Here is a 26,499-nt window from a genome sequence, read left to right as displayed (position 1 = left end):
ATTTGGTTACTAAGCGAGCGCTTTAACTTCTTCCCATAAGCGAACAACTAGTGCCTTGTCTTCTTCGTTAAGTTCTCCGTTACGGTACGCTTTTACAAGACTTTGCTCTACTGTTTCGTTTAACTGCTCAATACTGATAGTAAGTTGCTCAACTTCAGCATAGCCTACAGCAAGATCAAAATGACCACGTAAGTAGCCGCCTGCAAATAATTCGTCATCCGTTGCTTTGATAACTAAATCATCATAATACTGTTGAGCCGCGTCAATATAGTTTACTAAGGTCACTTGTTTATCTCCTGATTTTGTATAGCACCCGTTTCATCTTGGTATTGGTGCCCTACTGCATACATAATATGGTCGTTAAATCCGGTGGTTACTTTTATGTAACCTGTTAATTCGTCGTCTAGTTCGTTGTCGCCTGTATCGCAAATTAACGGGCGGTTATTCAATGCCTGTAGCTTGGTTTTTGTTGCAACAACAATAATATTCTCTTTGCCAATAGCGCGGATAAGCGCAGGGCTTAGCTGCTGATTTCCGCGACCAAAAATATGACCCTGCCCACCAATTAAAGTGATCACAAGCTTGGTATTTTTCTTATGGGTAAGTTCAAGTAAGTCGGCGGCTGTTAGGTCTTGGCCTACAAGTGTTTGATCTTTTATTAAATCAACACCTAACAAAGTATTTTCAAGGCCCATTTCTTCCATTATAGCTTCGACTGTTGACCCACTTCCCATAATGTAAAGTGTGTCTTCGTCCATTTCGCTCACAACGTAAGCAGCTATATCTGAAAGTACTAATTCGTCTGTTTCTTTACCGCCATTTTTTACAGCTTGCACATAGCGTACTTCACTGGGTATTTGCATTTCGCCAAAGCGTTTAGCTTTTACTGTGCCTTTTCTAAATGCGTCTTCGTCAATATCCATTACATCGGCATCAGCTAACGTCACTAACTCGCCATTTACGAGCATTTCAACAACCCGCCCTGCAGCTTTTGGTGTAATGGCATATACGCCAGAGTGGATTTTACAGCCGGCAGGAATGCCAAGCACTGGGACAGTATCTTCAATGGCATGGCAAATATTACGTGCGGTGCCATCGCCACCTGCAAATAGAACTAAATCTACATCGGCATTTTTTAACACCTGTGCGGCATTCTCGGTATCATCCGGCGTTGTTACTGCGTCTGTGTTGTATACAACTTCAACATTAAAACCTAAAGCTTTTGCTGTTTGTTCGCCCATTTCGCCATTTACGGTATAAATAACAAGCTGCTCTTTATACGGTAACAGTATTTCTAGTGCGGCTTTAGTACGGCTATTTGCTTTAGGTTGTGCACCTAGCTCAATCGCTTTTGCTGCGGTTTGCGCCCCATCGCTTCCCTTGAGGGCGACACTTCCGCCTAATCCTGCTACAGGGTTTATAATTAAACCTAATTTAAACTGCATCACAAAACTCCTGAGGGTGTTGCCAATCAAACTGATTTGCAGTCATTGGCCATGGTGTGTGATAAAAACGAGTAAGCGCGATTAATAATGATTGAGTTCGTGCATTAAAACCACTTTCAATCAACGTAAGCACGCGCTGGTGAACCCGCTTTTGAAAATCAAAACGACATGTTTGCTCACCATTTAAATTATCTACCGATACATTAAAGGGAAAACCCGCTGCAGTGCTTAATAGCCATTCAATGGCTTGTGGCTTGACTTCTACACTTTCGAACTCAGCCTGCTGGTGTTTATCGCGGCCATCGGGGCAATACCAATAGCCGTAATCTTCTTGTTGTCGACGATCAATGCCCGCAACCAGCCAATGGGCTATTTCATGCAAGGCACTGGCATAAAAACCATGTGCAAACACAATTTGATGATAAGGAATGTCTTGTGTTACGGGAAGGTACACGGGCTCACAATCACCTTTTATCAGCCTTGTATTATGGCTTTGGTAAAATGTGTTTTCGAAAATAGAAATAAGATCAGCGATTTGATGCATATAATACGACTAATTCGTCTCGGTTAAAGCGCCTTTTGGCGCACTAAAAACGAGACGAATTGTACGGGCTTTTATAGCTAAAGTAAAAGTCGCTTACTGACCTATATTTATAAATCAACCCCAGCTTCATCTGCATCAACAATATCGGTTTCTTGCAGTGCTTGAGTTATCCAGCTTTGTAATACAGGGCATGCTAATACATGTTGGCAATAACTATTAGCGGCTTTAGACAAGGTTACCTGATAAGTTTTTAATCGCAGTACAATGGGGGCATACATAGCATCAACAATACTAAAATCGCCAAACATCCACTGGTTTGGGTAAATTTCTTGCTGTTTAGCAAATATGTCGTCGATACGGGCGATGTCTTTTTTAGCATCATCTGAAAGTGTAATTTTTCGCTTTGCCCTTATATTCATTGGCATTTCACTTCTAAGCGCCATAAAGTCTGAGTGCATTTCAGCGCTTAAAGCTCGTGCAGTTGCACGCTGCGTTACGTATTTAGGCCAGGCAACTTGCGAAAGGTACGCATCGTTAATGTATTCACAAATAGCAAGTGAGTCCCAAACGTGTAAATCACCATCAATTAATGCGGGTACCTTTTGAACTGTAAAATGTTTTTTTAACTCGCTGTAAAAGTCTGGGGTATTGAGTACAAGCTGAATTTCATCAAACTCCAATTCAAATTTGCTCATTAAGTACCATGCGCGCAATGACCAGCTTGAGTAGTTTTTATTGCCGATAAATAATTCCATTACCTATTCCTTGTTAAAAACGAACTTCTCAACTGTACATTAATTAACCGCAAAATAAATACTAAAAATTACCCGTTACTGTTTTTATTTAGTTGCTTAGTAATATACTTTTTCAGTATGAGTGTATTTCGGGTATTAGCTTTAAAAAACGCATCAAATATATCGCCAAAAATAGGAATAGATCCGACAAAAAAATCTATCAGCATATTAATAATTATCCGCAGTTTAACATGCCAGCTAATACCTAACTTTTGAGCCTCAAATAATACGTAACTAGATAAAATAAGCCCTATCACATCCCCTACAACGGGCACAAAACCAATCACCGCCTCAATACCAAACCTAAAGTTTGTGAAAGGAAAACGAATACTACTGTCGGTTAATTGGCTAAAACGCGCAAGGCGCGCAAGGGTTGCTTTTTGTTTAGCGTATTTACTGTGTGTTTGAATTGAATTCTGCATAATTTACCTCTGTGGAAAATTATATAACGGTAAAGTTGAACTGCGCCTTAAACTACATTAACTATTTTACATAAACAAAAAGCGCGAAAAACGCGCCTTTACAGTGACTAAATTCAAACCATTATACAGAGCCGTTAATAGGCCCGTGTTCGTGGTTTACATGCGGGTTTTGCCCGCGCTGGCGCAGTAAATGGTCCATTAATGTAATAGCCATCATAGCCTCAGCAATAGGTATTGCTCGAATGCCCACACACGGATCGTGACGACCTTTGGTGATCATCTCAACCGCTTCGTTGCTTGTATTAATGCTCTTACCAGGGATAGTAATACTTGACGTCGGTTTTAACGCAATAGACGCTACTATGTCTTGCCCTGTAGAAATACCTGCAAGCACACCACCAGCATGGTTTGAAGTAAACCCTTCAGGTGTTAGTTCATCACGATGCTCTGAGCCTTTTTGTTCAACAACGTCAAAGCCATCACCAATTTCAACACCTTTAACTGCGTTAATGCTCATTAATGAATGCGCAAGCTCCGCATCAAGGCGATCAAAGACAGGCTCACCTAACCCTACAGGTACATTGCTTGCCACTACCTTAACTTTAGCGCCTACTGAGTCACCTTGTTTTTTTAGGTCACGCATATATTCATCGAGCGCTTCTAGCTTGCTTACATCAGGAAAAAAAAACAAGTTGTTTTCAACTTCATCCCAATCGTAACTTTCTGCTTTAATAGGACCTAGTTGGCTTAAGCATGCTTTTACTTCAATACCATGAAATTGCTTTAAATATTTTTTAGCAATGGCGCCAGCTGCTACGCGTATTGCGGTTTCACGTGCAGACGAGCGGCCACCTCCGCGATAATCACGAAGGCCATATTTGTGCCAATAGCTGTAATCACCATGGCCTGGGCGAAACACGTCTTTAATTTTGCCGTAATCTTGTGAACGTTGATCGGTATTTTCGATTAATAAACCAATACTTGTACCCGTTGTTTTACCTTCAAAAACGCCTGCTAATATTTTTATTTGATCGCTCTCGCGGCGCTGCGTGGTATATCGGCTTTGGCCTGGTTTGCGGCGATCTAAATCTATTTGTAAGTCGGCCTCTGTTAATTCAAGACCTGCGGGAGTACCGTCAACAACGCCGCCTAAAGCAACGCCATGGCTCTCTCCAAAAGTGGACACTTTAAATAACTGTCCAATGCTATTACCTGCCATTAACTTTCCTCATTCCTAATGACGACCATTAGCTGGGCTAATATGCCCAGCCATGTATTCACTTACGTTTAAGTTAGCTCATATTAACCTAAAGCAAGTCGTGTTATTTTGAAAAATACTCATCTAGCTGTTTTTTGCTAATAACAAATACGCCTAAACCACCTTGTTCAAACTCAATCCATTCAAATGGCGCATTTGGATACAAAGCATCCATATGTACCATAGAGTTCCCCACTTCTACAAATAACAAACCGTTATCGGTTAGATGATTGCTGGCTTCGCTTAAAATAGTACGCGTTACATCAAGACCATCGTGCCCTGATGCAAGGCCTAGCTCTGGCTCATGGTGAAATTCGCGCGGTAAGTCTGCCATGTCTTCAGCATCCACATACGGTGGATTAGCCACAATTAAGTCGTACTTTTGGCCTTCTACGCCACTAAATACATCTGATTGGATAGGCAGTACTCGATCACTTAACATGTAGTCATTAATGTTGATATCAGTTACTTCAAGCGCTTCATACGAAATATCAACAGCATCTACTTGCGCTTGCTCAAATGCTTGTGCAAGTGCGATGGCTATACAACCTGACCCTGTACATAAATCTAAAATACGATTTACCGAGTTTGGCTCAACAAGCCAAGGCGTAAACCGATTGCTAATAAGTTCTGCAAATGGTGAACGAGGAATTAGTACACGTTCATCTACGTAAAACGGCATGCTTGCAAACCATGCAATGTTAGTTAAATAAGGGACTGGAGTGCAGTCGTTTATACGCTCAGCAATAAGACTCGCTAGTCGGTTTTTTTCTGTACTTGTTAAACGCGCATGCATTAATTCTTTTGGTGCATCAACGGGTAAGCTAAGCGCTGGTAAAAGCAGGCTCACAGCTTCATCCCACGCGTTATCTGTTCCGTGTCCAAAAAATATACTACTACTTGCAAATTGGCTTGTAGTCCAACGTAACCAGTCATGTAAAGTTGACAGTTCTGCAACAGCTTCTTCGAGTGTTGCTTCTTCAATTTGTAAATCGCTCATATATTTTTACCTGTATTAGCTTACTGACTGTTTTGAGTCTTTAAGACGATTGCATTGCCTATATTGGCTTAGCAAATTACAATTGCCTCTCATTTAAGTATTGTACCGCCTTTTGCGCTGCGTTTTTACGTTTTTTTGTTTAGGTAATTGTTATGAAAAAAGACTCTCCATCACCATCGTCCCTAAGCAATGACGACATAGACTTATTTCGTCAAACGATCACAGGCGCTAAAGTATTTAAACAAGATACTCATCGTTTTGATACAAAGCCTAAGGTGTCACAAGCAAAGCAATTTGCCCAGCAAAAAAAGCAGGCTCAATCTGAATTTTATTTCTCAGATGAATATATTCCCGATATAGACACCCACGGTACTGTCCATTATGTAAAAGAAGGGCACGACACTTATTTACCCAAGCAATTACGACGAGGCGACTTTGCACCTGATTTAACGCTTGATCTGCATGGCTTAAACAAAGAAATTGCTAAAGATGAATTAGCAGGACTCATTCACGAATGTAAAAAACAACATTATTATTGTGCGTGTGTTGTGCACGGAATTGGTGGTGGCATACTTAAACATAAAATTCCTCAGTACCTAGTTCAGCACCCAGACGTAATTGCAATGCATCAAGCGCCACTTGAATACGGTGGTAAAGGCGCGGTACTTATTTTAATAAACTTACCACAAAGCGATGAATTTAGACGCTAACCCAACATATTACTAGGAAGTAATTACGTGCATATTGTTTCTATTATTTTTCCACTTATATTCATTGTCGCATTGGGTTATGGCTGTTGCCGGCTTTCGTTTTTTAACAAACAGCACATTACAGGGCTGAGTAAATTTACTTTTTACATAAGTTTGCCGGCTTTTTTATTATTGAATATGTCGCAAATAGACTTAAAGCAAAGCATTAGTCTTTCTGCATTTTTAAGTTTTTATATCCCGGTGTTGTGTATTTTTGGATTAGGTATTTTAGTCGACCGATTTTATTTGAATAAAAATAATAGTAAAAATTACCAAAAACACGGCGTATTTGGTCTTGCAGCTAGTTACTCAAACATGGTGTTGGTAGGTATTCCTATCATTATTGCATCGCTGGGCAAAGAGAAAATAGCCATTGCTTTTATGATCATCACCTTCCACAGCACTTTATTATTTGCACTGACCTATTTAATTGGGGCAAAGGGCAATAGCAGTTCGTTCTCGTGGTCACAGTTTGGCAAAAGCATGGTGCTTAACCCTATTGTTTTAAGTATTGGGTGTGGCTTAATCATTAACGTTTCGGGCATTGTATTATTTAAAAACTTAACGGACAGTTTGGCATTATTAGCAACCCCTGCAATAGCCTGTGCGCTATTTGTATTGGGCGCAAACCTAGCGTTTTATAAAATAGCAGCAAACTGGCAACCTGCTTTAATTGCCTCGATTTTAAAAATTATTATATTGCCGACAGGTGTACTATTTATTGGGTCGTATATATTTAAGCTCGACCCGCAAATACTAACCGTACTAGTTTTATTAAGTGCCTCACCTGTTGGCGTAAACGCCTATTTAATAGCGAGTCAAATTAAACAACATGAAGCAACGCTTGCAGGAGCGGTGGTGCTATCTACTATTTTAAGTGTAGTGAGTTTAACGTTTTGGTTAGCGGTTTTACTTTAATTTATAAGCCACCAGCTACATCAATAAAAGTGCCTGTAGTAAATGAAGCAGAATGTGAGGCTAAAAAGTATATTGCAGCAGCCACTTCTTCAGGTTGCCCACCCCTACGCAGAGGAAGATTACTTTTAAGCCGTTCTACCCGCCCTTCTTCACCACCATCTGTGTGCATATCAGTGTAAATAAGGCCAGGCCTAACACAATTAACGCGCACGCCTTTACAAGCAACCTCTTTAGCGAGACCGATGGTCAATGTATCAATAGCGCCCTTTGTCGCTGCATAATCAATGTATTCATTAGGTGAACCTGTTTTAGCCGCTACCGATGACACATTAACAATACTGCTACCGGGTAACATACGCTTAATGGCTTCTCGGCTACATATAAATGTGCTGGTAATGTTTGTAGTGAGTAATTCGTTAATTCGTTTTGCGTCCATGTTTAGCAGCGGCATTTGAGGTTTAAGCATACCGGCATTATTTACAAGCACGTCGAGCCGACCAAAGACTTTATCTATACGTGAAAATAAATCGTTAACATCGCTCTCTTGAGATACATCGGCCCTTACTAGTTCGGCTCGTACACCATAACTTCTTACTCTATCGGCAACGTATTCTGCTTGAGTTAAATGGGTCTTATAGTTAATACATACATCATATCCGTGGCGCGCAAAATAAACAGCGGTGGCTGCCCCTATACCTCGGCTAGAACCGGTTATGAGTACCACCCGCGCTTTGTTCATACAAAATTAGTCCTTTAGCGCTGCCACTACCGAAATTTCGACCAATAGCGCATCGCGCGCCATTTTGGCTTCTACACAAGCGCGTGCCGGTGCATAACCTTCTGGTACCCATGCATCCCATACAGCATTCATATCGGCAAAATATTCCATACTTTTTACATAAATTGTTGCGCTTAACATATGCTTTTTTGAACTACCTGCCTCATCTAGCAATGCTTCTACTTTATCGAGCATGGTTTGCGTTTGCTCTGTTATTCCCTTTTCAGCATCAGCGCATACCTGTCCACACAAATAAACAGTGCCGTTATGCTTTACAATGCGGCTCATTCGCGCACCGGTTTGAAGACGTTCAATGGTCATATTAGTCTCTTAATTTATAAATCGGCAGGAGCGTTTATATTTATATATTCGCTACGATTCGTATTTTCGTTGTAATGAATGACAGCCACAGCACCTGTATTAAATATAGGCATGTTTCCAGGGCAAAGCTGATCAACCAAATAGCTCACTATTGGCATATGCGCTACAATTAACCAACTATTACACTCGGGGTGCATTTGGATGAGTGTTTCAAGGTAATCAGCTGCAACATGCGGTTTGCCTTCCGGGGTAATATCGGCACACGTTTCGCTATATTTAAACGTGATGCTTTCAGCGACCCCGTTTGCTGTTTGTTGAGCTCGTACGTAAGGGCTAACTAACAATGCATCCGGTTTTTGCGTATTGGCAAGCCACTGCCCCATTTTTTTTGCTTCTAAATGACCCACTTGGGTTAAATTTCTTGCCGCATCATCGGCCTGCATAGGTGCAGCTTCGCCGTGGCGCATTATTAAGATTGTTTTCATAAAAAATCAACCGATTAAAGAATATAAACAGTAGCCAGTTTGCTCACTTGTCAGCTATATTAACAACATAAACTTATTTTTTCTAAAATAGTTCTTTCACGACATTCAGGTAAATCTTTTAGCACACCCTTGCTGTCCTGAAGTTATCCTCTGTTGTTATCAAGTAAACGTTTAGTTTCAGGAGCACCATTTGAATATCAGCCGCAATGATAATAGAGCATACCGCGCCCTTACACTGGACAATGGTCTAAAAGTATTGCTTGTGCAAGATAAAGATTCAACAAAGGCTGCAGCATCAATGGCTGTAAATGCGGGCCACTTTGACGATCCTGCTGATAGGCAAGGTCTTGCTCACTTTTTAGAGCACATGCTTTTTTTAGGCACAGACCAATTTCCAGACTCTGGAAGTTTTAATAATTTTGTTTCGCAAGCAGGCGGGAACACAAATGCATGGACCGGTACAGAACACAGCTGCTACTTTTTTGATATAAACAATCAAGAGTTTGAACACGCATTATTACAATTTAGCCGCTTTTTTATTGCCCCTCTGTTAAGTGCTAATGAAACAGAAAAAGAACGTAATGCTATAGATGCAGAATTTAAATTAAAAATTAAAGACGATGCCCGTCGCATTTATCAGGCCCATAAAGAAACGGTTAACCCTGCACATCCTTTCGCTAAGTTTTCTGTTGGTAACCTGCAAACACTCGCAGACAGAAAACGCTGTATTAGCGACGAACTTTGTGACTTTTTTAATGAGCATTACCAAGCACAATGGATGACATTAGTTGTATGTGCAAACGAAAAGCTAGACACTCTTCAAACCTGGGTAAAAGCTCACTTTAGCCAAATTTTAGGAAATAAAGCATCTGTAAAACCTGAGATCAGCGAGCCACTTTATCGAAAACAAGACCTAGGGAAAATTTTACATATAGAGCCACACAAACACATGCAAAAACTAATCGTTAGTTTTGCAATGCCTAATATTGATGACTTTTACCGACATAAAACCGTCAGTTTTATTGCACATTTACTCGGTTATGAAGGACAAGGCTCACTGTATTCTATTTTAAAAGAGCAAGGTTGGATAAATGCCCTTTCGGCGGGAGGGGGCATTAACGGCAGTAACTTTAAAGATTTTAATGTCAGTATGGCGCTTACCGATGAGGGTATAGAATATTTTGAAGATATTATCGAAATGCTTTTTGAGTACATATGTTTAATTAATGCCAACACAGAAAAGCTGCCCCGCTTATATCAAGACAAAAAAAATCTTTTACAAATTGCGTTTGATAACCAAGAAAAATCACGACTTATTGATTGGGTAAGTAGTTTGAGCATCAATATGCAGCATTATGACGAATGCAACTATGTGCAAGGTGACTACCTAATGGAAGGCTTTAATAAAGCAACGCACGAAATGGCGATGCAATGGTTAAAACCTAACAATATGCGTATTGTACTCATTCACCCTGACGTAGAACCCGAGCATAAAACTGCGTGGTACAACACACCCTATAAAGTAGAAAAAGTATCACCTAGTTGGCTTGATGCCCTTAGTGATATCAATAAACCACTTAAAGATATGTACCTACCCACTGCAAACCCATATCTCACTAAAGAGGTTGAGCTTTTCGAAATAGAAAAGCCCCAAGAGCAACCCACACTTTTAGTAAAAGAACCGGGGTTTGATTTTTGGTTTAAGCAAGACAGCACATTTAGAGTAGCGAAAGGTCATTTTTATTTAGCTATGGACTCTGACTTTGCGGTAAAAGACGTAAAGCACATGGCGCTAACACGCTTATTTACCGATTTATTTATGGATAGTGTTGGCGAGCAGTTTTACCCAGCAGAACTGGCTGGTTTAAGTTATCATTTAACCTCCCACCAAGGGGGACTTACACTACATACTGCAGGGTTATCATCGAGCCAATTAGAACTCGTCGATGAACTTTTAGATGCGTTATTTAATGTAGATATATGTGCAAAGCGCTTTGCCGAGTATAAAAAACAACTTGTTAGGCATTGGCGTAACAGCAACCAAAACAAACCTGTTAGTGAGTTGTTTAGTATTTTAGGTGCAAAACTAATGCCTTGGAATCCACAGCCTAACGATTTAGCAGAAGCGTTAAAAGCAACAAGTTTTCAGCAATTTAATGAATTTAGACAAGACTTTTTTAAGGCGTTACATGTGGAGTCTTTTTTACATGGTAACTGGCAAGAAAATCATGCTTTAGAATTTCAAAAAAAGGTGGCTGCACATTTGCAGAATGCCACAACTATCGACGATTTAAGACGCCCTTTATTTGAAATAAAAAAAGCAACACGTTATGAAATTGAGTTACCGTGTAACGATCATGCCATGGTTGTGTATTACCAGGCACAAACCAATGACGTGAACGAAAAAGTTAAAATGATGGCGTTAAATCATTTAATGAACCAAGACTACTTTAACGAGTTGCGCACAACACAACAATTAGGCTATTTGGTTGGTGCGGGTTACGCGCCTTTTAACACCCGGGCAGGCATTGCTTTTTATATACAGTCCCCTAAATTTGATTCAAAAACCTTGCTGCATCGCCATACTCACTTTGTGAATCAATATTTAAGTAATATCAATGAGCTAGACGAGCATAGCTGGCAGCAACAAAAACATGGTCTAAAAACGCATATTGCAGAAAAAGACAAAAACTTACGTTTGCGATCACAACGCTTATGGCTTGCCATAGGTAACAGAGATCATAATTTTGATATGCAAAAACGATTGCTTTGTGCACTTAACATGCTGACTCTACAAGAAATTAAAGATTATGCTCTGGTACTTTTTGATGAAGATAGGCCAAGATACGAGCTTTTAAGTAACGCTAAAGTTAATAAATCTCAAAAAACACCGGTTTACTCGCATTCTCTTTGACTCTTGAATGTCCTTGTTTTAAATTGTCATTAGTAAATTAGTAGTAATAAAAAATGATAATAAAAACAATAAAACTAAACCTATTCGCTGTATTACTTGCTTACTCGTTTGATACTTACGCCTTTGAGTCTTCATTTAAATACAATTCAGACACTCTGCTGTTATTGTCGAGCGCTATTATTGCGCTCGCTTTGCCATACCTATTATTTGTTATATACAAGCTTAGGCGCTCTCGTCGCCAACTTCGCCTCTCTGAAAAACGTTTAAAAAGTACCGTTGAAGGCAGTGGTGACACCTTGTGGGATTGGAATATAAAAACAGGCGAAGTTATTCGTATTAACGATAAATACATGATGAACTCCCCCACTATTATGGGTTTCCCACCAAATAAAGGACTTATACACCCACAAGATATTCCTCATGTTGAGCATCTACTAAAAAAACATTTTGCAGAGCAAAGCGTTTTTTTTGAGGCCACATACCGGGTCAAAGATACATTTGGCAAGTGGCATTGGGTGCTTGACCGCGGCAAGGTTATCGAAAAAGATGCAAATCTAGCCCCGCTCAGAATGACAGGCACTGTTCGCGATATTTCACAGTTAAAATCAACCGAAGAACGATTAAATCTGTTTGCTAAATGTGTTGAGTCGTTTACTGATGCGCTGGCAATTTACGATAAGAACTTTAAATTAGTCGATATAAATCCCAGTTTTTTAACGTTATTTGGTGGTATGCGCGAACAATACCTAAATAAAGATTTTAATTTGCCTGGATACGATACAAGTTACGTTGAAAACATTATCGATGTAGTGCGCCAAACTGAGCATATTCAGCAAGAAATTAAACTGCGCAATAATGAGCGTGTATTGCTGCCAATAGAAATATCAATTGATGAAATTAAAAACGAGCAAAACCAAATTACTAACTACGTGGTTGTTTATTCCGATTTAACAGAGCGAAAAAAAGCAGAGTCGCAGCTGCATAATTTATCAAATCGAGATCGCACCACAAGCCTGCCTAACCGTAATTTATTTTTTACTAACTTACATAAACTGGTTCAGCAAGACGCTCACCATGCATTACTTGTTTTTGATTTAGATAACTTTAAAAAAATAAACGACTCATTAGGTCATCAACTTGGTGATAGTTTACTGGCAAAGCTTGCTATGCGATTAAATAAACTCACCCGCGAAAACGATGTATTTTATCGCTTGGGAGGCGATGAATTTGCGCTTGTAATGTCAAATACGAACGACCTTCATGTAATCACTCGCACTGCAAAACAGTTTTTAGCGGCTATTTCCACCCCATTTAAAATGGCAGGGCACGAGCTGGCTATTACCTCAAGCGTTGGTATTGTATTGTTTCCTGAAGATGGAAACACACCCGAGGTACTACTTAAAAATGCCGATACCGCAATGTATCATGCTAAAAAGAAAGGTAACAGCTACCTGTTTTTTAACGACACCATGAACCGCCAAGCAGTTAAACGCTTACAAATTGAAAACCTAATGCGCTTTGGTTTGAAAGAAGATCACTTTGAAGTCTACTATCAGCCAAAAATGAATATACGCACGGGCAAGTTAACAGGCATGGAAGCGTTAGTCCGCTTTATTACTCCTAAAAAAGGAATAATAAGTCCGGGCGTATTTATCCCTATTGCTGAAGAAACAGGTCAAATAATAGATATTGGTGAAGTTGTTTTAAACAAAGCCTGTCGCGATGTAAAAAAATGGCTGGACGATGGACTGTTTAATGGGCGCGTTGCTGTTAACTTGTCTGCTAAACAATTTAGCCTCCCCGATTTAACGTCGCGTATTGATATTATTTTGCAAAAAAATGCTTTGCCATCGTACTTTTTAGAATTAGAGATCACTGAAGGCACAGTAATGGATGATCCAAACGAAGCCATTAATATTATGCGCTCGTTAAGCGCCCGAGGTATTCATTTAGCCATGGACGACTTCGGTACTGGGTATTCATCTTTGGCTTATTTAAAACAGTTTCCGCTAAATACACTAAAAGTAGACAAGGCATTTATTGATGATATGAAAAACGAGCGCGGCCGAAATATGGTCGATTCAATCGTTACGATTGCTCACAACCTTGACTTGCATGTCGTTGCCGAAGGCGTAGAACAAGCACATCAAATAGACATTTTAAAAACGCTTAATTGCGAAACGGTACAAGGTTATTATTACTCAAAGCCATTATCTAAAGACGAATTTACTGAGTTTTTAAAACAGCAACAAAGTAAAGCAACGCCAAGCTTAATTAGCTCTAAAAAAAGTAATGTGGCGTCTATAAGCTAAGCGCGCCACATGCAGGTATTAAAACCGACATATCTCACCCAGGCTCGCCTGTAATGCACGTTAAATAAAAACCAAGCCAAGGGGCCAAGCAGCGCACTGAGTAAAAGCCAGCGCTTTACGGGCATTCCTTTTTGTATTGTGTCTAAGTACATAAGCGGGATAAACAAACTGCTAAGTAAAACAAACCACAAAACCACATACCTTATCTAAATAAATTGGCGCGCAGTTTAGCGTTTCTTCGATTAAATTTAAAGCAATACACCTTTAACAAAAAGGCAGCGTATTTAGGGCTGTTGATCTTTGGGATTAAATTTTGTTCAAATCAGCGGCTATTTAATCGCGGCGCGAGGTTTGTAACCTAGTAGATTAAGTAAAAACTGAGTAACAAAGAGTCAATAGCCCTTAGGAAGAACCCTTTGGGCTGCAGCTGTTTAGTATTAATGCGACGTTATCGCCAGTTGATGGGGTATAACCACACTACATAGGCTCTGCCTTACCTACATACCAAACAGACAGCTGCAAATTTAACCTTGAAGGATTAACAGACCCTAGCTAAACCGCAGCTTTTTAAATTAATTAATAATTTGATGAGCGCTACTTTTCAGCACGCCCCATAAATTTGTTTTCAACCGTATTGATACGAATACGATCGCCCGTTGAAATATGCTCAGGAACAGATATATTCAAACCAGTAGACATGCGTGCTGGTTTTGAACGAGCACTGGCTGAAGCGCCCTTAATAGACGGATCAGTTTCTTCAACAACAAGCTCAACGCTTGAAGGTAAATCGAGCCCTACTGGCGCTCCATCAATGACAATAACGTGCACCCCTTGAGTTTCTTCATTGATGAACAAAATTTCTTCACTGATAGCATCTTTATTCAAGTTATATGGCGTGTAGTCTTCGCTATCCATAAACACGTATTCGTCGCCATCTATGTACGACAGCATAGCCTCACGACGAATTAAGTCAGCAAGCGTTAGCATATCGCTGTCTTTAAACGTTTCATCAACCTTGCCACCGGTTACTACATCGTATAAACGCATACGGTATAAGCTTCCACCAGCACGGCCTTGAGGAACAGAGCGCACAATATCTTTTACTACTAATACACGACCATTAAACTCAATAGCTGTGCCTTTTTTTACTTCACTCGCCTTTGGCATGTGTAAATCCTATTATTTTTTTTAATTGCCAGAAACATACCATGAACTGAACTTTGTTCAACAATAAAGTGAGCTAAAACGGCTTATACCTTGTATTGACTTGTAAAATCTATATTTATACTAAAATACATATAATCAATTCATTAAAAAACTGCTATGGTGTATCTACCTAGTATGACTTCAAGGAATGGATCATGGATCAAATAAAAGTACATGAGTATTTAATCAAAAAGCCGCTTGTGTTGGTTACAAAACCATTTGCTCAAGAGGTTGATGTCTATAAAGTGAATCATAAAATGTTCGCCACCCTTGCTGTTGGTAACGATGGTGAAACAAACGAAAACGGTGAAGTAATTTGGTGGCTTAATTTAAAGTGCGATCCCGACGAGGCACTTTCGTTACGCGATATTTTCCCCGCGGTTATCCCCGGCTATCACATGAATAAGCGTTTATGGAATACGGTTATTTTAGACGGTTCAATCCCCCAAGGTGAAATTGAACGCATGATTGATAATTCGTTTAATTTAGTCGTGGAAAACATGCCTGAAAAAGACCGTAACATGATAGCGCAACATTTAAATGCTGATTAAGCTTACTTATAAGCCTGTTACTTAGCCTAGTTAGGACACAAAAAAACCGCATCTAAAATGCGGTTTTTTAATACGTGCTAAACGTTATTTAGTGTCATCTTTAGCAACGTCTGATTGCTCTTCAGGCACAACGTCTGCTTCTTGCTCTGATGTTTCTAGCTTTACTACTTCAGCAACAGTTTCGTTTTGTGTTGGCTTTTCGCCATAAAACGTTTCACCTGACTCAGCCATTGATACTAACGACTCACAGGGTGCAAATATAGCGTTGCTATTAGCAAGCGAAGACATATCCGAACTTACTTTGCTTGCACCGAGTTTATCCATGTAGCTAAATGGACCACCTAGGAATGGCGGGAAGCCAATACCAAAAATAGCGCCAATATCACCATCACGTGGGCTTGCAATAATGCCCTCATCTAAACAACGCGCAGCTTCATTAAGCATTTGCGCTACACAACGCTGAGCAATTTCATTTTTGTTTAAACGTGAATTAGGCGTTACACCCAGCAACTCGTAAACTGAATCGTCAACTTTTTTGCCTTTTTTCTCGTAATCATAAAAACCACGACCCGTTTTACGGCCAAGGCGTTTTGAATCAATCATGCGTGAAAAGGCATCAGGTCCTTTAAAGCGCTCTCCCAATTCTTTTTCAAGAATAGGTGCGATCTTAGAGCCAATATCAATACCTACTTCATCAAGTAATGCAAGCGGACCTACTGGGAAACCAAACTCTACAAGTGCTGCATCAATTTTTTCAATTGGCTCACCAGCAAGCATTAAGTTAGCCGCTTCATTTAAGTAAGGTGCAAGTATGCGGTTTACGTAAAAACCTGCCATGTCTTTAACAACAATTGGCGTTTTACCCTGCTTACGCGCAAAATTAACAACACGTGCAATTGTCTCTTGAGAAGTGCCTTCATGCGGAATAATTTCAACCAGTGGCATTTTTTCTACTGGAGAGAAATAATGCAAGCCAATTACATTTTCAGGACGTGTAGCATTTGCCGCAATCTGAGAAATAGGCAACGATGACGTATTACTCGCAAAAATTGTATTCTCTTGGCATTGCTGTTCTACGTCTGCAACCATACCTTGCTTAAGTGCTAAGTCTTCAAATACCGCTTCAATAACTAAATCAATGTGTTTAAAGCCACTGTAGTCAGTTGTACCGGTGATACGGTTCATTGTTAACTGCATATCTGCTTTAGACATAATGCGGCGCTTAAGGCGCTTATCAAGAATTTTGTAGGTGTAGTTCATCGCATTGCTAATGCCTTGCTCTGCGACATCTTTAATGCGAACAGGCACTTTCGCTTTTACTGCACTTACATGGGCAATACCAGCGCCCATCAGCCCGCCACCTAACACGGCAGTTTTAGTCACTGCTGGGGCATCATCGTTGCGCCACTCTTTTTTCATTTCGGTGGTTGCAAAAAATAAACCACGAAGCGCTTTAGATTGCTCACTCATAACAAGCGTTGCAAACCCTTCTGCTTCGGTTTTATACGCTTTAAGCTCATCAAGCTCAACGCTCGCTCGTACTGCTTTTATAATAGCCAGTGGCGCTGGGTAATGGCCGCCCGTTTTTTTCAGTACGTTTTCTTTTGCTTTTTTAAAGATAAAGTTACGACCAAACGGGTTTGACTCTAGTAGCTTGCTTACTTTGTCGAGCTTTGGCTCTTTAGCTTGAGGCTTTTTCTTGGCAGCAAACTCTTTTGCCACTTTTAAAAGCACGCTTTGCGGTACGCAATCATCTAAAACACCGGCTTTTTTTGCCTGCTTAGGACGAATTTGCTTACCAGTAAGCATCCATTCAAGTGCCTTTTGAATACCCACAATTTTAGTTAAACGCTGCGTACCACCGCCACCAGGTAATAAACCTAGTTGAACCTCAGGTAAGCCAATTTTAGTTAAATCGCTATCTGTACCAACACGGTAATCACACGCTAAAGCAAACTCTAAACCACCACCAAGCGCAGCGCCATGAATGGCACTTACTGTAGTGTATGGTAGTTTTTTCATATCAAAAAAAGCTTGATGACACAGCTCGCTAATAGCAAGTGCATCTTCACGTTTTTCTACGCTATCAAGCATTTTTACGTCAGCGCCCGCAATAAAGTTATCGCTTTTACCGCTGATAAAAACCATGCCTTTAACAGCATGTTCTTGTGCTTGCGTAAGTAAGGCTTTTAAATCGTCTGCAAACGAGTCACGCAGGGTATTCATTTTTTCACCCGGCACGTCAATCGTTACAACGGCAATTTTATTTTCGTCTACCGCTAAATTAAATACTGAATCTGTCATTACGCGCTCTCCAATACAAAGGCTGCACCTAAACCACCAGCAGCACATGCTGTTGTTAATGCTAAACCGCCACCACGACGTTTAAGCTCGTTTAAGCTTTGTGTAATTAAGCGAGCACCTGTTGCTGCAAATGGGTGACCATATGCAAGCGAGCCGCCATTCACGTTAAACTTATCCATGTTAATTTCGCCAATTGCTTTACTACGACCTAGCTTTTCTTGCGCAAACTTGTCTGAAGCAAACATCTTCATGTTCGCAAGGGCTTGCGATGCAAATGCCTCATGCATTTCAATTAAATCTAAATCAGCAAGGGTAATACCAGCTCTGTCTAATGCGATAGGTGTTGAATGCGCAGGACCCATTAACATATCTTGCTCCACACCAATGGCAGAAAACGCAAAGCTACGTACGTAACCTAAAATTTCGTAACCAAGCGCGCGTGCTTTACTTTCGTTCATCATCAATACCGCAGCGGCACCATCTGTAAGTGGTGTTGCATTTGCAGCTGTAACCGAACCATGTTGACGGTCAAACACAGGCTTAAGTTTTGCGTAACCTTCAACTGTCGAATTTTTACGAATATTGTTATCTTCTTCAATAAAGCTTTTGTATGGCGGTAAATGTGCCGTCATTACTTCATCTTTTAACTTGCCATCTGCCCATGCTTGGGTAGCAAGTGAATGTGAACGATGCGCTAATGCATCTTGGTCTTCACGGCTAATATTATGTGTTTTAGCCATTTGCTCAGCAGTTTGACCCATTGAAAGGCCTGTTGAATACTCTGCAACTGCAGGCGGTACTGGCATTAAGTCTTTTAAGCGCAGCTTTGAAAAAATTTGTAAGCGTTGCCCTAAAGTACGCGCTTTGTTTAAATCAACTAAGCTACCTGCCAATTTTTTACTTACGCCAATAGGTAATACAGACGACGAATCGGCACCACCGGCAATACCTACACTCACAGAGCCCGCCATAATAGACTCAGCTACGTTAGCAATTGCCTGAAAGCTGGTAGCACATGCACGTGACACAGAATAAGCATCAACACCAACTGGCATGCCTGTACCAAGTACAATTTCACGCGCAATGTTTGGCGCTTCTGGCATTTGTACTACTTGACCAAATACAAGTTGATCGATTTCTGACTTGTCGAAATTTAATCGCTCAAGCATTTCGTTAACCACTAATTTACCCATATCAAGTGCTGGTACATGGTGGAATGCTGTTGCTTGTTTTGCAAACGGTGTACGAAGGCCACTTACAATGGCAATACGATCACCCTTTGGTGTTTTTAGTATGTTTTGCTCAGACATTTATGCTCTCCCGCTGACAGGTCTGACCTGTTTGTTTTCCTCGATTCTAAACAACCCGTGTGCTAAAGCCAATAGATAAACTGAAATTTATACAAAGTAGTCATGTTTACATATCACACAATAGGCTTTTTTAAACGCATTTACAAAGATTTGTGTTACGCTAAAAACCGTTAAAAAATAACGAACTATTTTAAAAAATACAGTCTAACTCTTGAGTTACCCTATTATAAACCTTATAAATAGGTCAGTATTTGCAACCTAACCCATTTAGGTACTAACCCAGCTGACGAGGACAGTCCACTTATTATGGCAGCTAACGCATTTTCACAATTAAAAACGTACTTAGATACACAAATCATTGGCCAGCCAGAGCTTACTCAAGCACTACTTATTGCTATTTTAGCTGACGGCCACTTATTAGTTGAAGGCCCACCAGGGCTTGCAAAAACACGCGCTGTAAATGCGCTTGCAAAAGGGATTGAAGGTTCGTTTCAACGTGTCCAGTTTACACCCGATTTATTACCGGCCGATGTAACTGGCACCGATATTTACCGCCAACAAACAAGCGAGTTTGTGTTTGAGAAAGGCCCTTTATTTCATAACCTTATTTTGGCTGATGAAATTAACCGTGCCCCAGCAAAAGTACAATCAGCATTACTAGAGGCCATGGCAGAGCGCCAAGTTACGGTAGGAAAAAACACCTACCCACTTAGCGACTTATTTTTAGTAATGGCCACTCAAAATCCGCTAGAGCAAGAAGGTACTTACCCGCTGCCAGAAGCACAGCTTGACCGCTTTTTACTGCATTTAAGTATTGGTTATCCGGGCGCCGAGCACGAGCTAGACATTTTACGCCTAACGCGCGGTGAAGCATTAAAAGAGCAACAAGCTGTTTTACAAAAAATTAGCCAAAGCGATTTATTTTCTGCCCGCCAAGCAATTTTAGGTTTGTACTTAGCCGAGCCTCTTGAGCAGTATTTGGTTCAACTCATTATTGCTACGCGAGAAGGAGCAAAGTTAGATGAACAACTAGGCCGCTGGATTGAATTTGGCGCCAGCCCTCGTGCCACTATCGCGCTCGATAAATGTGCACGTGCTCATGCATGGTTACAGGGCCGAGACTTTGTAGCCCCTGACGACATACAAGCGGTTGTTCATAATGTACTACGCCATCGCATTATTTTGAGCTACGAAGCCCAAGCCGACGGCATTACAAAAGATCAAGTAATTAGCCGAATTGTAGAACTGGTAGCTGTACCTTAATTTATGCATAAACAATTAGACCCTCAGGCATGGCTGAAACAAAGTCATAGCCACGGTGTTAATTTAGCACTAAAAGAGCTGATGTATTACAAAGCCAAAGCGCAACTGCTTGAGCTTGCTCCTAAGGTTAAAATTAAAAATACTTTAGCAGGGCAATATCTTGCACCGCATAAAGGTCGTGGTATGGAATTTGCCGAAGTTCGCCATTACCAGCAAGGTGACGACATTCGTTCAATTGACTGGCGAGTTACAGCACGTACAGGCGAAACCCATACAAAACTTTTTCAAGAAGAAAAAGAACGCCCTGTTTTTGTATTTACCGATTTTTCAAACTCGATGTTATTTGGCTCAAAGCTCCTGCTTAAGTCAGTGCAAGCTGCGCACATTAGTGCTTTAGTTGCATGGTCTGCCTGCCAGCGTGGCGACAGAATTGGCGGCATTGTATTTAATCAGCACGCTCATTTAGAGCTCAAACCCAGCGCGCGAGAAAAAGCCGTATTAAAGCTTTGTCACAATTTATGTGCTAACCACCAGCAAGCACTTGGGGGAATAGATGCAAAAGCCCACAATAACTTTAGTGATAACCTAAAGCGCCTTAATCATTTGGCAAAGCCGGGTAGCTTGGTGTATTTGGTATCAGATTTTAGTTCTCTTGACGATGCAAGCTTCAAACAGCTTGAAATACTTAGCCGTCATTGTGAGCTTATTGGCTGTCATATTAGCGACCCATTTGAACATCAATTACCGGCTTATAAAAATACTGTAAGCGTTAGTACAAATGGCCAGGATATTGCTTTGCCACTAATGGATAATGCCTTTAGAGTGCGCTTTGCTAAAAATGCAGAAGATACATTCAATAAGCGCCTTACTCGCTTAACTAAATCGGGTCTTAATTTAATATCGTTCAATGCAGCCGAACCACTTGAACTGCAGCTTGTGAGAAAATAAACCATGCAAACCAATCCACTCGATGGCCTGCACGATGTAATAGCACCTAACCAAGTTGATTGGTGGCCACTCGCCCCTGCTTGGTGGGTTATTATTGCTCTACTTTGCATTGCACTTTTAACCGGTGTGTATGCAATTTATAAAGCGTACCAATTTAAAAAAGCAAAACGTTATGCCGTATCATTAAGTCAACAAGAGCAGTACCCTCAGCATTTACATATTATTTTAAAACGCCTAGTTGTTGAATATTACGGTAAGCACCTTGCCACACAACCTACAAAGCAGTGGTGTGAAACGCTTAATACACTCAGTGGACTCACGTTTACTGAGCAAGAAATTTTAAGCTTATACAGTAGCGAAAATAACAATGTCGATTTAAGTAAAAAATTTCGACAAGCAATCAAAAACTTTAAAGTAAGGGAGCCGCTATATGTTTGAATTTAGTTGGCCATGGCTTTTTCTGCTCCTTCCGTTACCTTTACTGCTTTTATTACTAAAGCCAGCAGCAAGTAGTAACAATACTCGCTTACGAATTCCGGGGTTTGCTCAGCACAGCTTGAGTAATCAAAGTATTGAACCTCGATCACGTCGTTTATCGTTATTTGAATGGCTACTTTGGTTATTACTTGTCAGCGCAGCTGCTAACCCCACGTGGTTAGACGAGCCTATTTTGTTGCCAAATGAAGGCCGAGATATCATGCTTGCGGTGGATTTATCTGGCTCGATGACCGAACAGGATATGGCCTACAATGGTCAATATGTTGACCGCTTAACAATGGTAAAAGCAGTACTTAGCGACTTTATAGAACAACGCACTGGCGACAGACTTGGACTTATTTTGTTTGGCGATACGGCGTTTTTACAAACACCTTTAACGCGCGATTTAAAAACGGTAACTAAAATGCTTAACGAAGCACAAATAGGTTTAGTTGGACGCGCGACAGCTATTGGCGACGCACTTGGCTTATCAGTGAAACGTTTTGCTAGTAAAGACGACAGCAACCGAATCGTTGTGCTATTAACAGACGGTCAAAATACCGCGGGGAACTTAAACCCTGACGACGCATTATTACTCGCCCGCGAAGAGGGCATTAAAGTCTATACCATAGGTGTCGGCTCTGATAACCCACGTGGTTTTAGCCTATTTAATATGGGTGGCTCAGGCGGAAGTAATTTAGATGAGCGCCTACTAAAAAATATAGCTGACGATACCGGCGGCCTTTACTTTAGAGCCAAGGATGTAGCGGGCCTCAAACAGATTTACGCAGAGCTTGATAAGCTAGAGCCCATTAGTGCGGACGAAAAAACCTTTCGCCCACAAAGCTCATTATTTTATTACCCGCTACTTATTGCCATTTTACTAATTAGCTTAAACGTGATGCTAAGTACATTGCGCGCATTAAAGGAGCCAAACTAATGGATTTTGAATTTATTCGCCCTGCCATTTTATGGCTGCTTATACCTGCAATTGGCCTATTTTTTGTAGCGTTAATTAAGCATAAAAAAACCACAGACGTGCAATTAATTGCACCGCACTTAGCCCAATTTGTCATCAGTGATACCAACACAAAAGCCAGCCAACCACTTTGGCTGATAGCTGTATTTTGCAGTTTAGGGGTTTTATTCAGTGCAGGCCCAAGCTTTGAAAAAAAACAGGTACCCGTTTTTCAAAGCAAAAGTGCTCGTGTCATCGTTATGGATATGTCTTATTCAATGTACAGCACCGACATTTTACCAAACAGGTTAACGCAAGCTCGTTTTAAATCCCTTGATATGATTGAGCTTTTTAAAGAAGGTGACACCGCGCTAGTTGCTTATGCTGGCACTGCGTATACCATATCGCCACTAACCAATGATGCCACAACACTCAGCAATTTAATTCCAAGCTTAAGCCCCGATATAATGCCCGACAAAGGCTCTAATGTTTTAGCTGGCCTAGATATGGCAAAAGAGTTATTAAATCAGGCAGGTTATATTGATGGCGATATTATTTTAATAACCGATGGTATAGAACAAGAAGAACAAAGCGATGTAACAAGCTTTATAAATAACACAACATTTAGACTCAACATTTATGGTGTAGGGTCAGAGCAAGGTGCGCCTATAAAGTTACCTGAAGGTGGTTTTTTAAAAGACCGGTACGGTCAAATTGTCATCCCTACTATAAATATTTCACAACTAAAAAGCTTAGCAACGCGCAGTGGCGGGAAATTTGCACGCTATCAACCAAGTAATAGCGACATAAATACGTTTTCGCCAATGGCTAATAGTGAGTTATTAAAAGATGAAACACAAAGCCAAGCACTGTGGCGCATCGACGCCGGTATTTACGGGCTTTTGCTCTTGTTACCATTTGGTTTGTATTTATTCAGGCGCTCTGCCTTTTTAGGCGCGGTTTTGTTGCTTACCTTTTTACCTCAGCAAAACGCGTATGCATTGGAGCTCCCTACACTATTAAAAAATACAGACCAACGGGCTCTCACCGCCTATAAAAATGAAGAATACGACAAAGCCGCTAACGCGAAGTCAAACCAATTAAAAGGCGCAGCGCTTTACAAACAAGGCAATTATAACGCCGCTTTAGATGCATTTGGTCAAGATAAGTCCGCCACAGGTTACTATAACTATGGCAATGCACTTGCCAAAGCGGGCAAACTTGAAGAGGCCATAAACGCTTATAAGCATGCTCAAACGCTGCAAAGTGATTTTAGTCAAGCCGCAGATAACCAAGCCTTAGTTGAGCAGCTGTTGAATCAACAAGAACAGCAAAACCAGCAAGAACAAAGTGGTGATGAATCTCAAAATCAAGAAAACCAGCAACAAGGCGATCAAAACCAACAACCCAATAACGAACAATCTGGGCAAGAGCAACAAAATAATGAGCAAAACGACTCGGCAAAAGGTGAAAACCAAAGCCAGAGCGATGCGAGCGAAAAATCAGAGCAAGAGTCTGAACCCTCTGAAGATCAACAAGGGCAAACCGGTGAGCAATCAGAGGAGCAAAATAAACCTGATATGCAAGCACAACCACAAAGCGAACAAAGCGAAAATAAAAACGCTGAACAGCCTGACCAGCAACAGTCCCAGTCGCAAGCAATGAGTGAGCAACCCGTTAGCGACGAGCAAAAACAAAAAGCGCAACAACAGGCAATGCAAGCACAAGCCAGTGAGCTTACAAATGAAGAAAAAGAAAAAGCCCAGCAGCTTAATCAGTTACTCAGAAAAGTACCGGACGACCCAGCAATTTTACTACGAAATAAAATGCAACTCGAAGCCCAAAAAAGACAATATCAACGCCGCCCTACAGGAGTAGAAAAATCATGGTAATGCGATTATTTTGCTGTTTATTGCTACTATGCGCGATCCCCTCGTTCGCAGCGACAAAACTTCAAGCGAGCGTAGATAAAAACCCTGTTTTGGCGGGGGAGTTTTTTATGCTCAATATATCAGTAGACGATACCGTCAAAGGTGAACAACCCGATACGTCTGTACTGCTGAAAGATTTTGTAGTCGGCCCAACAAGTTTGAGTACGCGAACTAACATCATAAACGGTAGCATTAATAAACAAACTACGTGGAGCGTTAAATTAATGACCCGCACCGAGGGGCAGTACACTATCCCCTCATTTACGGTAAGTGGATTAAGCTCGCAGCCAATTGATTTAACCGTGACAAAACGTGCTGCAAACGCTGACAATAATAACGACATTTTTGTAAAAACATCACTTTCTAGCAATTCACTCTATGTGCAAGAAGCAGGCGTTTACACACTAAAACTATACTTAGCTAAAGAGTTACTTGATGGTAGTTTAAGTACACCGAGCATGGAAGATGCACAGCTAACACAACTAGGTAAACAGACAGAAAGTTACGAATTAGTTGATGGTAAACGCTACCTAGTTATTACTCGAGAGTATTTGATTCAACCCCAAAAAAGTGGTCCTTATACGATTGCTGCCCCCGTATTTCAGGGCCGAGTGCAACAAAATTATCGCCAGTTGGAAGTATCTGCAATTGGCGAAGACCAACAAATAGAAATTAAACCCATTCCCAGTGATTACAAAGGTGCATGGTTGCCCAGTGAGCTGGTAAACCTTGGTGAAGAATGGCAACCAAGTGATGACACCATTGAAGTCGGTACACCTATAACTCGTACAATTACACTTACAGCGCTTGGCGTCACCAAAGAGCAACTCCCAGATATAGAAATGCCAACAATAAATGGGATCCGTAGCTACCCTGATCAAAAAGAGAACAACAACGCAGTAAGAAATGGGCGTGTTGTTTCGCAACAAACTGCATCGTATGCATTATTGCCACAAACACCGGGCACTTACACCTTACCTGAAATTAAATTACCTTGGTTTAATACTAAAATTAACCGTATTAGTTTTGCCACGCTCCCAGCGCGTAAAATTACTGTAACGCCAAGCAGCACCGTTGTTAATACCCCTGTAAATACAGAGCAAAGTATTGATAAAACACCCGTTGATGAAACTAAAGCTGACGCTAATACATCAGCCCAAATGCAAACTGCTCGCAGCTACACGCCACTATGGCTTATTGCTGTTGCTGTACTGGGTTATATCTTATGGATTGGCACTGCAATTTATTATTGGTTTACCCGTTCTAATATAAATACCATTGAAAAAGTGAAGCCATTACCTACTCCACTCAGCAAGCCAAGTTTAAAAAAGCTGTTAAACATACAAAAAACAGGTGATGTTAAGGCATTTTACAATGAGCTAAATAATTACGCAGTACAAATAACCAAACAGGATACCGGCGCTATTGATGAGTTATGCCGACGAATTAATAACTCTCAGTTAAGTACTGAGGTAATTCAATTACAAGCGCAATTGTATGGAAAAAAAGCTACAAACAGTGACCTTGGTGCTATTATAAAAATACTTGAGAGTGAGCAAGCTCAAGCATCAAATTCGCAACAAACTGTATTAAAAGACCTTTATAGCTAAA

Annotated in this window: 25 protein-coding genes; 11 read left to right on the top strand and 14 right to left on the bottom strand. The window is 40.7% G+C overall.

Annotated features, from left to right (window positions below; all coding sequences use genetic code 11):
- Positions 1 to 9: 9 nt before the first annotated feature.
- The 7 genes from RF53_RS03505 to prmB all read right to left on the bottom strand — a co-directional run bounded on the left by RF53_RS03505 (position 10) and on the right by prmB (position 5,463).
- A complete protein-coding gene (locus RF53_RS03505) occupies positions 10 to 285 on the bottom strand; it encodes a YfcL family protein (protein ID WP_006793362.1) in 276 nt (91 codons plus the stop codon).
- Positions 282 to 1,445 (bottom strand): ATP-NAD kinase family protein, encoded by a 1,164-nt coding sequence (locus RF53_RS03500; RefSeq protein WP_039036639.1) that lies wholly within the window; start codon positions 1,443 to 1,445, stop codon positions 282 to 284. Before RF53_RS03500 ends, RF53_RS03505 begins: the two co-directional genes overlap by 4 nt.
- Positions 1,435 to 1,989, bottom strand: a complete 555-nt coding sequence (locus tag RF53_RS03495; protein ID WP_039036638.1) for an elongation factor P hydroxylase — start codon at positions 1,987 to 1,989, stop codon at positions 1,435 to 1,437. Before RF53_RS03495 ends, RF53_RS03500 begins: the two co-directional genes overlap by 11 nt.
- Before the next feature lie 107 nt (positions 1,990 to 2,096).
- Positions 2,097 to 2,744 (bottom strand): glutathione S-transferase family protein, encoded by a 648-nt coding sequence (locus RF53_RS03490; protein WP_039036637.1) that lies wholly within the window; start codon positions 2,742 to 2,744, stop codon positions 2,097 to 2,099.
- A 68-nt stretch (positions 2,745 to 2,812) separates the two neighbouring features.
- Positions 2,813 to 3,205 carry a DUF4112 domain-containing protein gene (locus RF53_RS03485; protein ID WP_039036636.1) on the bottom strand — a complete coding sequence of 131 codons (393 nt, stop codon included), beginning with the start codon at positions 3,203 to 3,205 and terminating at the stop codon, positions 2,813 to 2,815.
- Between the two features lie 121 nt (positions 3,206 to 3,326).
- Positions 3,327 to 4,424 (bottom strand): chorismate synthase, encoded by a 1,098-nt coding sequence (aroC, locus tag RF53_RS03480; RefSeq protein ID WP_039036635.1) that lies wholly within the window; start codon positions 4,422 to 4,424, stop codon positions 3,327 to 3,329.
- Between the two features lie 103 nt (positions 4,425 to 4,527).
- Positions 4,528 to 5,463, bottom strand: coding sequence for a 50S ribosomal protein L3 N(5)-glutamine methyltransferase (gene prmB, locus RF53_RS03475; RefSeq protein ID WP_039036634.1), 936 nt, complete (start codon positions 5,461 to 5,463; stop codon positions 4,528 to 4,530).
- A gap of 152 nt (positions 5,464 to 5,615) precedes the next feature.
- Between prmB and smrB the strand changes: the two genes are divergently transcribed.
- On the top strand, positions 5,616 to 6,173 hold the full coding sequence (gene smrB / locus RF53_RS03470) for an endonuclease SmrB (protein ID WP_006793353.1): 558 nt from the start codon (positions 5,616 to 5,618) through the stop codon (positions 6,171 to 6,173).
- A 27-nt stretch (positions 6,174 to 6,200) separates the two neighbouring features.
- Positions 6,201 to 7,130 carry an AEC family transporter gene (locus RF53_RS03465; RefSeq protein ID WP_039036633.1) on the top strand — a complete coding sequence of 310 codons (930 nt, stop codon included), beginning with the start codon at positions 6,201 to 6,203 and terminating at the stop codon, positions 7,128 to 7,130.
- A gap of 1 nt (position 7,131) precedes the next feature.
- Here the strand turns inward: RF53_RS03465 and RF53_RS03460 are convergent, their stop codons facing one another.
- Genes RF53_RS03460 through sixA form a run of 3 tightly spaced genes read right to left on the bottom strand, consistent with a single transcriptional unit; the run spans position 7,132 to position 8,714 of the window.
- Positions 7,132 to 7,869 carry an SDR family oxidoreductase gene (locus RF53_RS03460; protein WP_039036632.1) on the bottom strand — a complete coding sequence of 246 codons (738 nt, stop codon included), beginning with the start codon at positions 7,867 to 7,869 and terminating at the stop codon, positions 7,132 to 7,134.
- Between the two features lie 6 nt (positions 7,870 to 7,875).
- The gene (locus RF53_RS03455; RefSeq protein WP_006793350.1) at positions 7,876 to 8,229 is read right to left on the bottom strand and encodes a RidA family protein; all 354 of its coding nucleotides are present in this window, start codon (positions 8,227 to 8,229) and stop codon (positions 7,876 to 7,878) included.
- 14 nt (positions 8,230 to 8,243) lie between these two features.
- Positions 8,244 to 8,714 (bottom strand): phosphohistidine phosphatase SixA, encoded by a 471-nt coding sequence (gene sixA / locus RF53_RS03450; protein WP_033019453.1) that lies wholly within the window; start codon positions 8,712 to 8,714, stop codon positions 8,244 to 8,246.
- Positions 8,715 to 8,904: 190 nt separating this feature from the next.
- Between sixA and RF53_RS03445 the strand changes: the two genes are divergently transcribed.
- Positions 8,905 to 11,628: an insulinase family protein gene (locus tag RF53_RS03445; protein WP_039036631.1), complete on the top strand. Its 2,724-nt coding sequence runs from the start codon at positions 8,905 to 8,907 to the stop codon at positions 11,626 to 11,628.
- 53 nt (positions 11,629 to 11,681) lie between these two features.
- Positions 11,682 to 13,940, top strand: a complete 2,259-nt coding sequence (locus RF53_RS03440; protein ID WP_006793347.1) for a putative bifunctional diguanylate cyclase/phosphodiesterase — start codon at positions 11,682 to 11,684, stop codon at positions 13,938 to 13,940.
- Here RF53_RS03440 and RF53_RS19555 read toward each other — a convergent pair.
- Both RF53_RS19555 and efpL read right to left on the bottom strand, forming a co-directional pair.
- Positions 13,937 to 14,131 carry a hypothetical protein gene (locus RF53_RS19555; protein WP_052242856.1) on the bottom strand — a complete coding sequence of 65 codons (195 nt, stop codon included), beginning with the start codon at positions 14,129 to 14,131 and terminating at the stop codon, positions 13,937 to 13,939. The two genes, RF53_RS03440 and RF53_RS19555, sit on opposite strands and share 4 nt — an antisense overlap.
- A 403-nt stretch (positions 14,132 to 14,534) precedes the next feature.
- Positions 14,535 to 15,107 (bottom strand): elongation factor P-like protein EfpL, encoded by a 573-nt coding sequence (efpL, locus tag RF53_RS03430; protein ID WP_006793345.1) that lies wholly within the window; start codon positions 15,105 to 15,107, stop codon positions 14,535 to 14,537.
- A 194-nt stretch (positions 15,108 to 15,301) separates the two neighbouring features.
- Between efpL and RF53_RS03425 the strand changes: the two genes are divergently transcribed.
- Positions 15,302 to 15,697, top strand: a complete 396-nt coding sequence (locus tag RF53_RS03425; RefSeq protein ID WP_006793344.1) for an MmcQ/YjbR family DNA-binding protein — start codon at positions 15,302 to 15,304, stop codon at positions 15,695 to 15,697.
- Positions 15,698 to 15,781: 84 nt separating this feature from the next.
- On the opposite strand, the gene fadJ is transcribed toward RF53_RS03425, so the two are convergent.
- Positions 15,782 to 18,001: a fatty acid oxidation complex subunit alpha FadJ gene (fadJ, locus tag RF53_RS03420; protein WP_039036629.1), complete on the bottom strand. Its 2,220-nt coding sequence runs from the start codon at positions 17,999 to 18,001 to the stop codon at positions 15,782 to 15,784.
- Positions 18,001 to 19,311, bottom strand: coding sequence for an acetyl-CoA C-acyltransferase FadI (fadI, locus tag RF53_RS03415; RefSeq protein WP_006793342.1), 1,311 nt, complete (start codon positions 19,309 to 19,311; stop codon positions 18,001 to 18,003). The genes fadJ and fadI overlap by 1 nt, the downstream gene beginning before the upstream one ends.
- A 306-nt stretch (positions 19,312 to 19,617) precedes the next feature.
- On the opposite strand from fadI, the gene RF53_RS03410 reads away from it, so the two are divergent.
- The 6 genes from RF53_RS03410 to RF53_RS03385 are packed head-to-tail and all read left to right on the top strand — an operon-like array spanning position 19,618 to position 26,498.
- Positions 19,618 to 20,574: an AAA family ATPase gene (locus RF53_RS03410; RefSeq protein WP_039036628.1), complete on the top strand. Its 957-nt coding sequence runs from the start codon at positions 19,618 to 19,620 to the stop codon at positions 20,572 to 20,574.
- 3 nt (positions 20,575 to 20,577) lie between these two features.
- Positions 20,578 to 21,522 (top strand): DUF58 domain-containing protein, encoded by a 945-nt coding sequence (locus RF53_RS03405; RefSeq protein WP_039036627.1) that lies wholly within the window; start codon positions 20,578 to 20,580, stop codon positions 21,520 to 21,522.
- 3 nt (positions 21,523 to 21,525) lie between these two features.
- Positions 21,526 to 21,960, top strand: coding sequence for a DUF4381 domain-containing protein (locus RF53_RS03400; RefSeq protein ID WP_039036626.1), 435 nt, complete (start codon positions 21,526 to 21,528; stop codon positions 21,958 to 21,960).
- Positions 21,953 to 22,939: a vWA domain-containing protein gene (locus RF53_RS03395; RefSeq protein WP_039036625.1), complete on the top strand. Its 987-nt coding sequence runs from the start codon at positions 21,953 to 21,955 to the stop codon at positions 22,937 to 22,939. The genes RF53_RS03400 and RF53_RS03395 overlap by 8 nt, the downstream gene beginning before the upstream one ends.
- The gene (locus RF53_RS03390) at positions 22,939 to 24,849 is read left to right on the top strand and encodes a VWA domain-containing protein (RefSeq protein ID WP_039036624.1); all 1,911 of its coding nucleotides are present in this window, start codon (positions 22,939 to 22,941) and stop codon (positions 24,847 to 24,849) included. The genes RF53_RS03395 and RF53_RS03390 overlap by 1 nt, the downstream gene beginning before the upstream one ends.
- Positions 24,843 to 26,498, top strand: coding sequence for a BatD family protein (locus tag RF53_RS03385; RefSeq protein WP_039036623.1), 1,656 nt, complete (start codon positions 24,843 to 24,845; stop codon positions 26,496 to 26,498). The genes RF53_RS03390 and RF53_RS03385 overlap by 7 nt, the downstream gene beginning before the upstream one ends.
- Position 26,499 lies beyond the last annotated feature (1 nt).

It is taken from the genome of Pseudoalteromonas sp. ECSMB14103 (assembly GCF_000813065.1).
Classification (GTDB): Bacteria; Pseudomonadota; Gammaproteobacteria; order Enterobacterales; family Alteromonadaceae; genus Pseudoalteromonas; species Pseudoalteromonas marina.
Note: the sequence above shows the minus strand (reverse complement) of the source record. Positions and strands in the feature narration are given on the sequence as shown.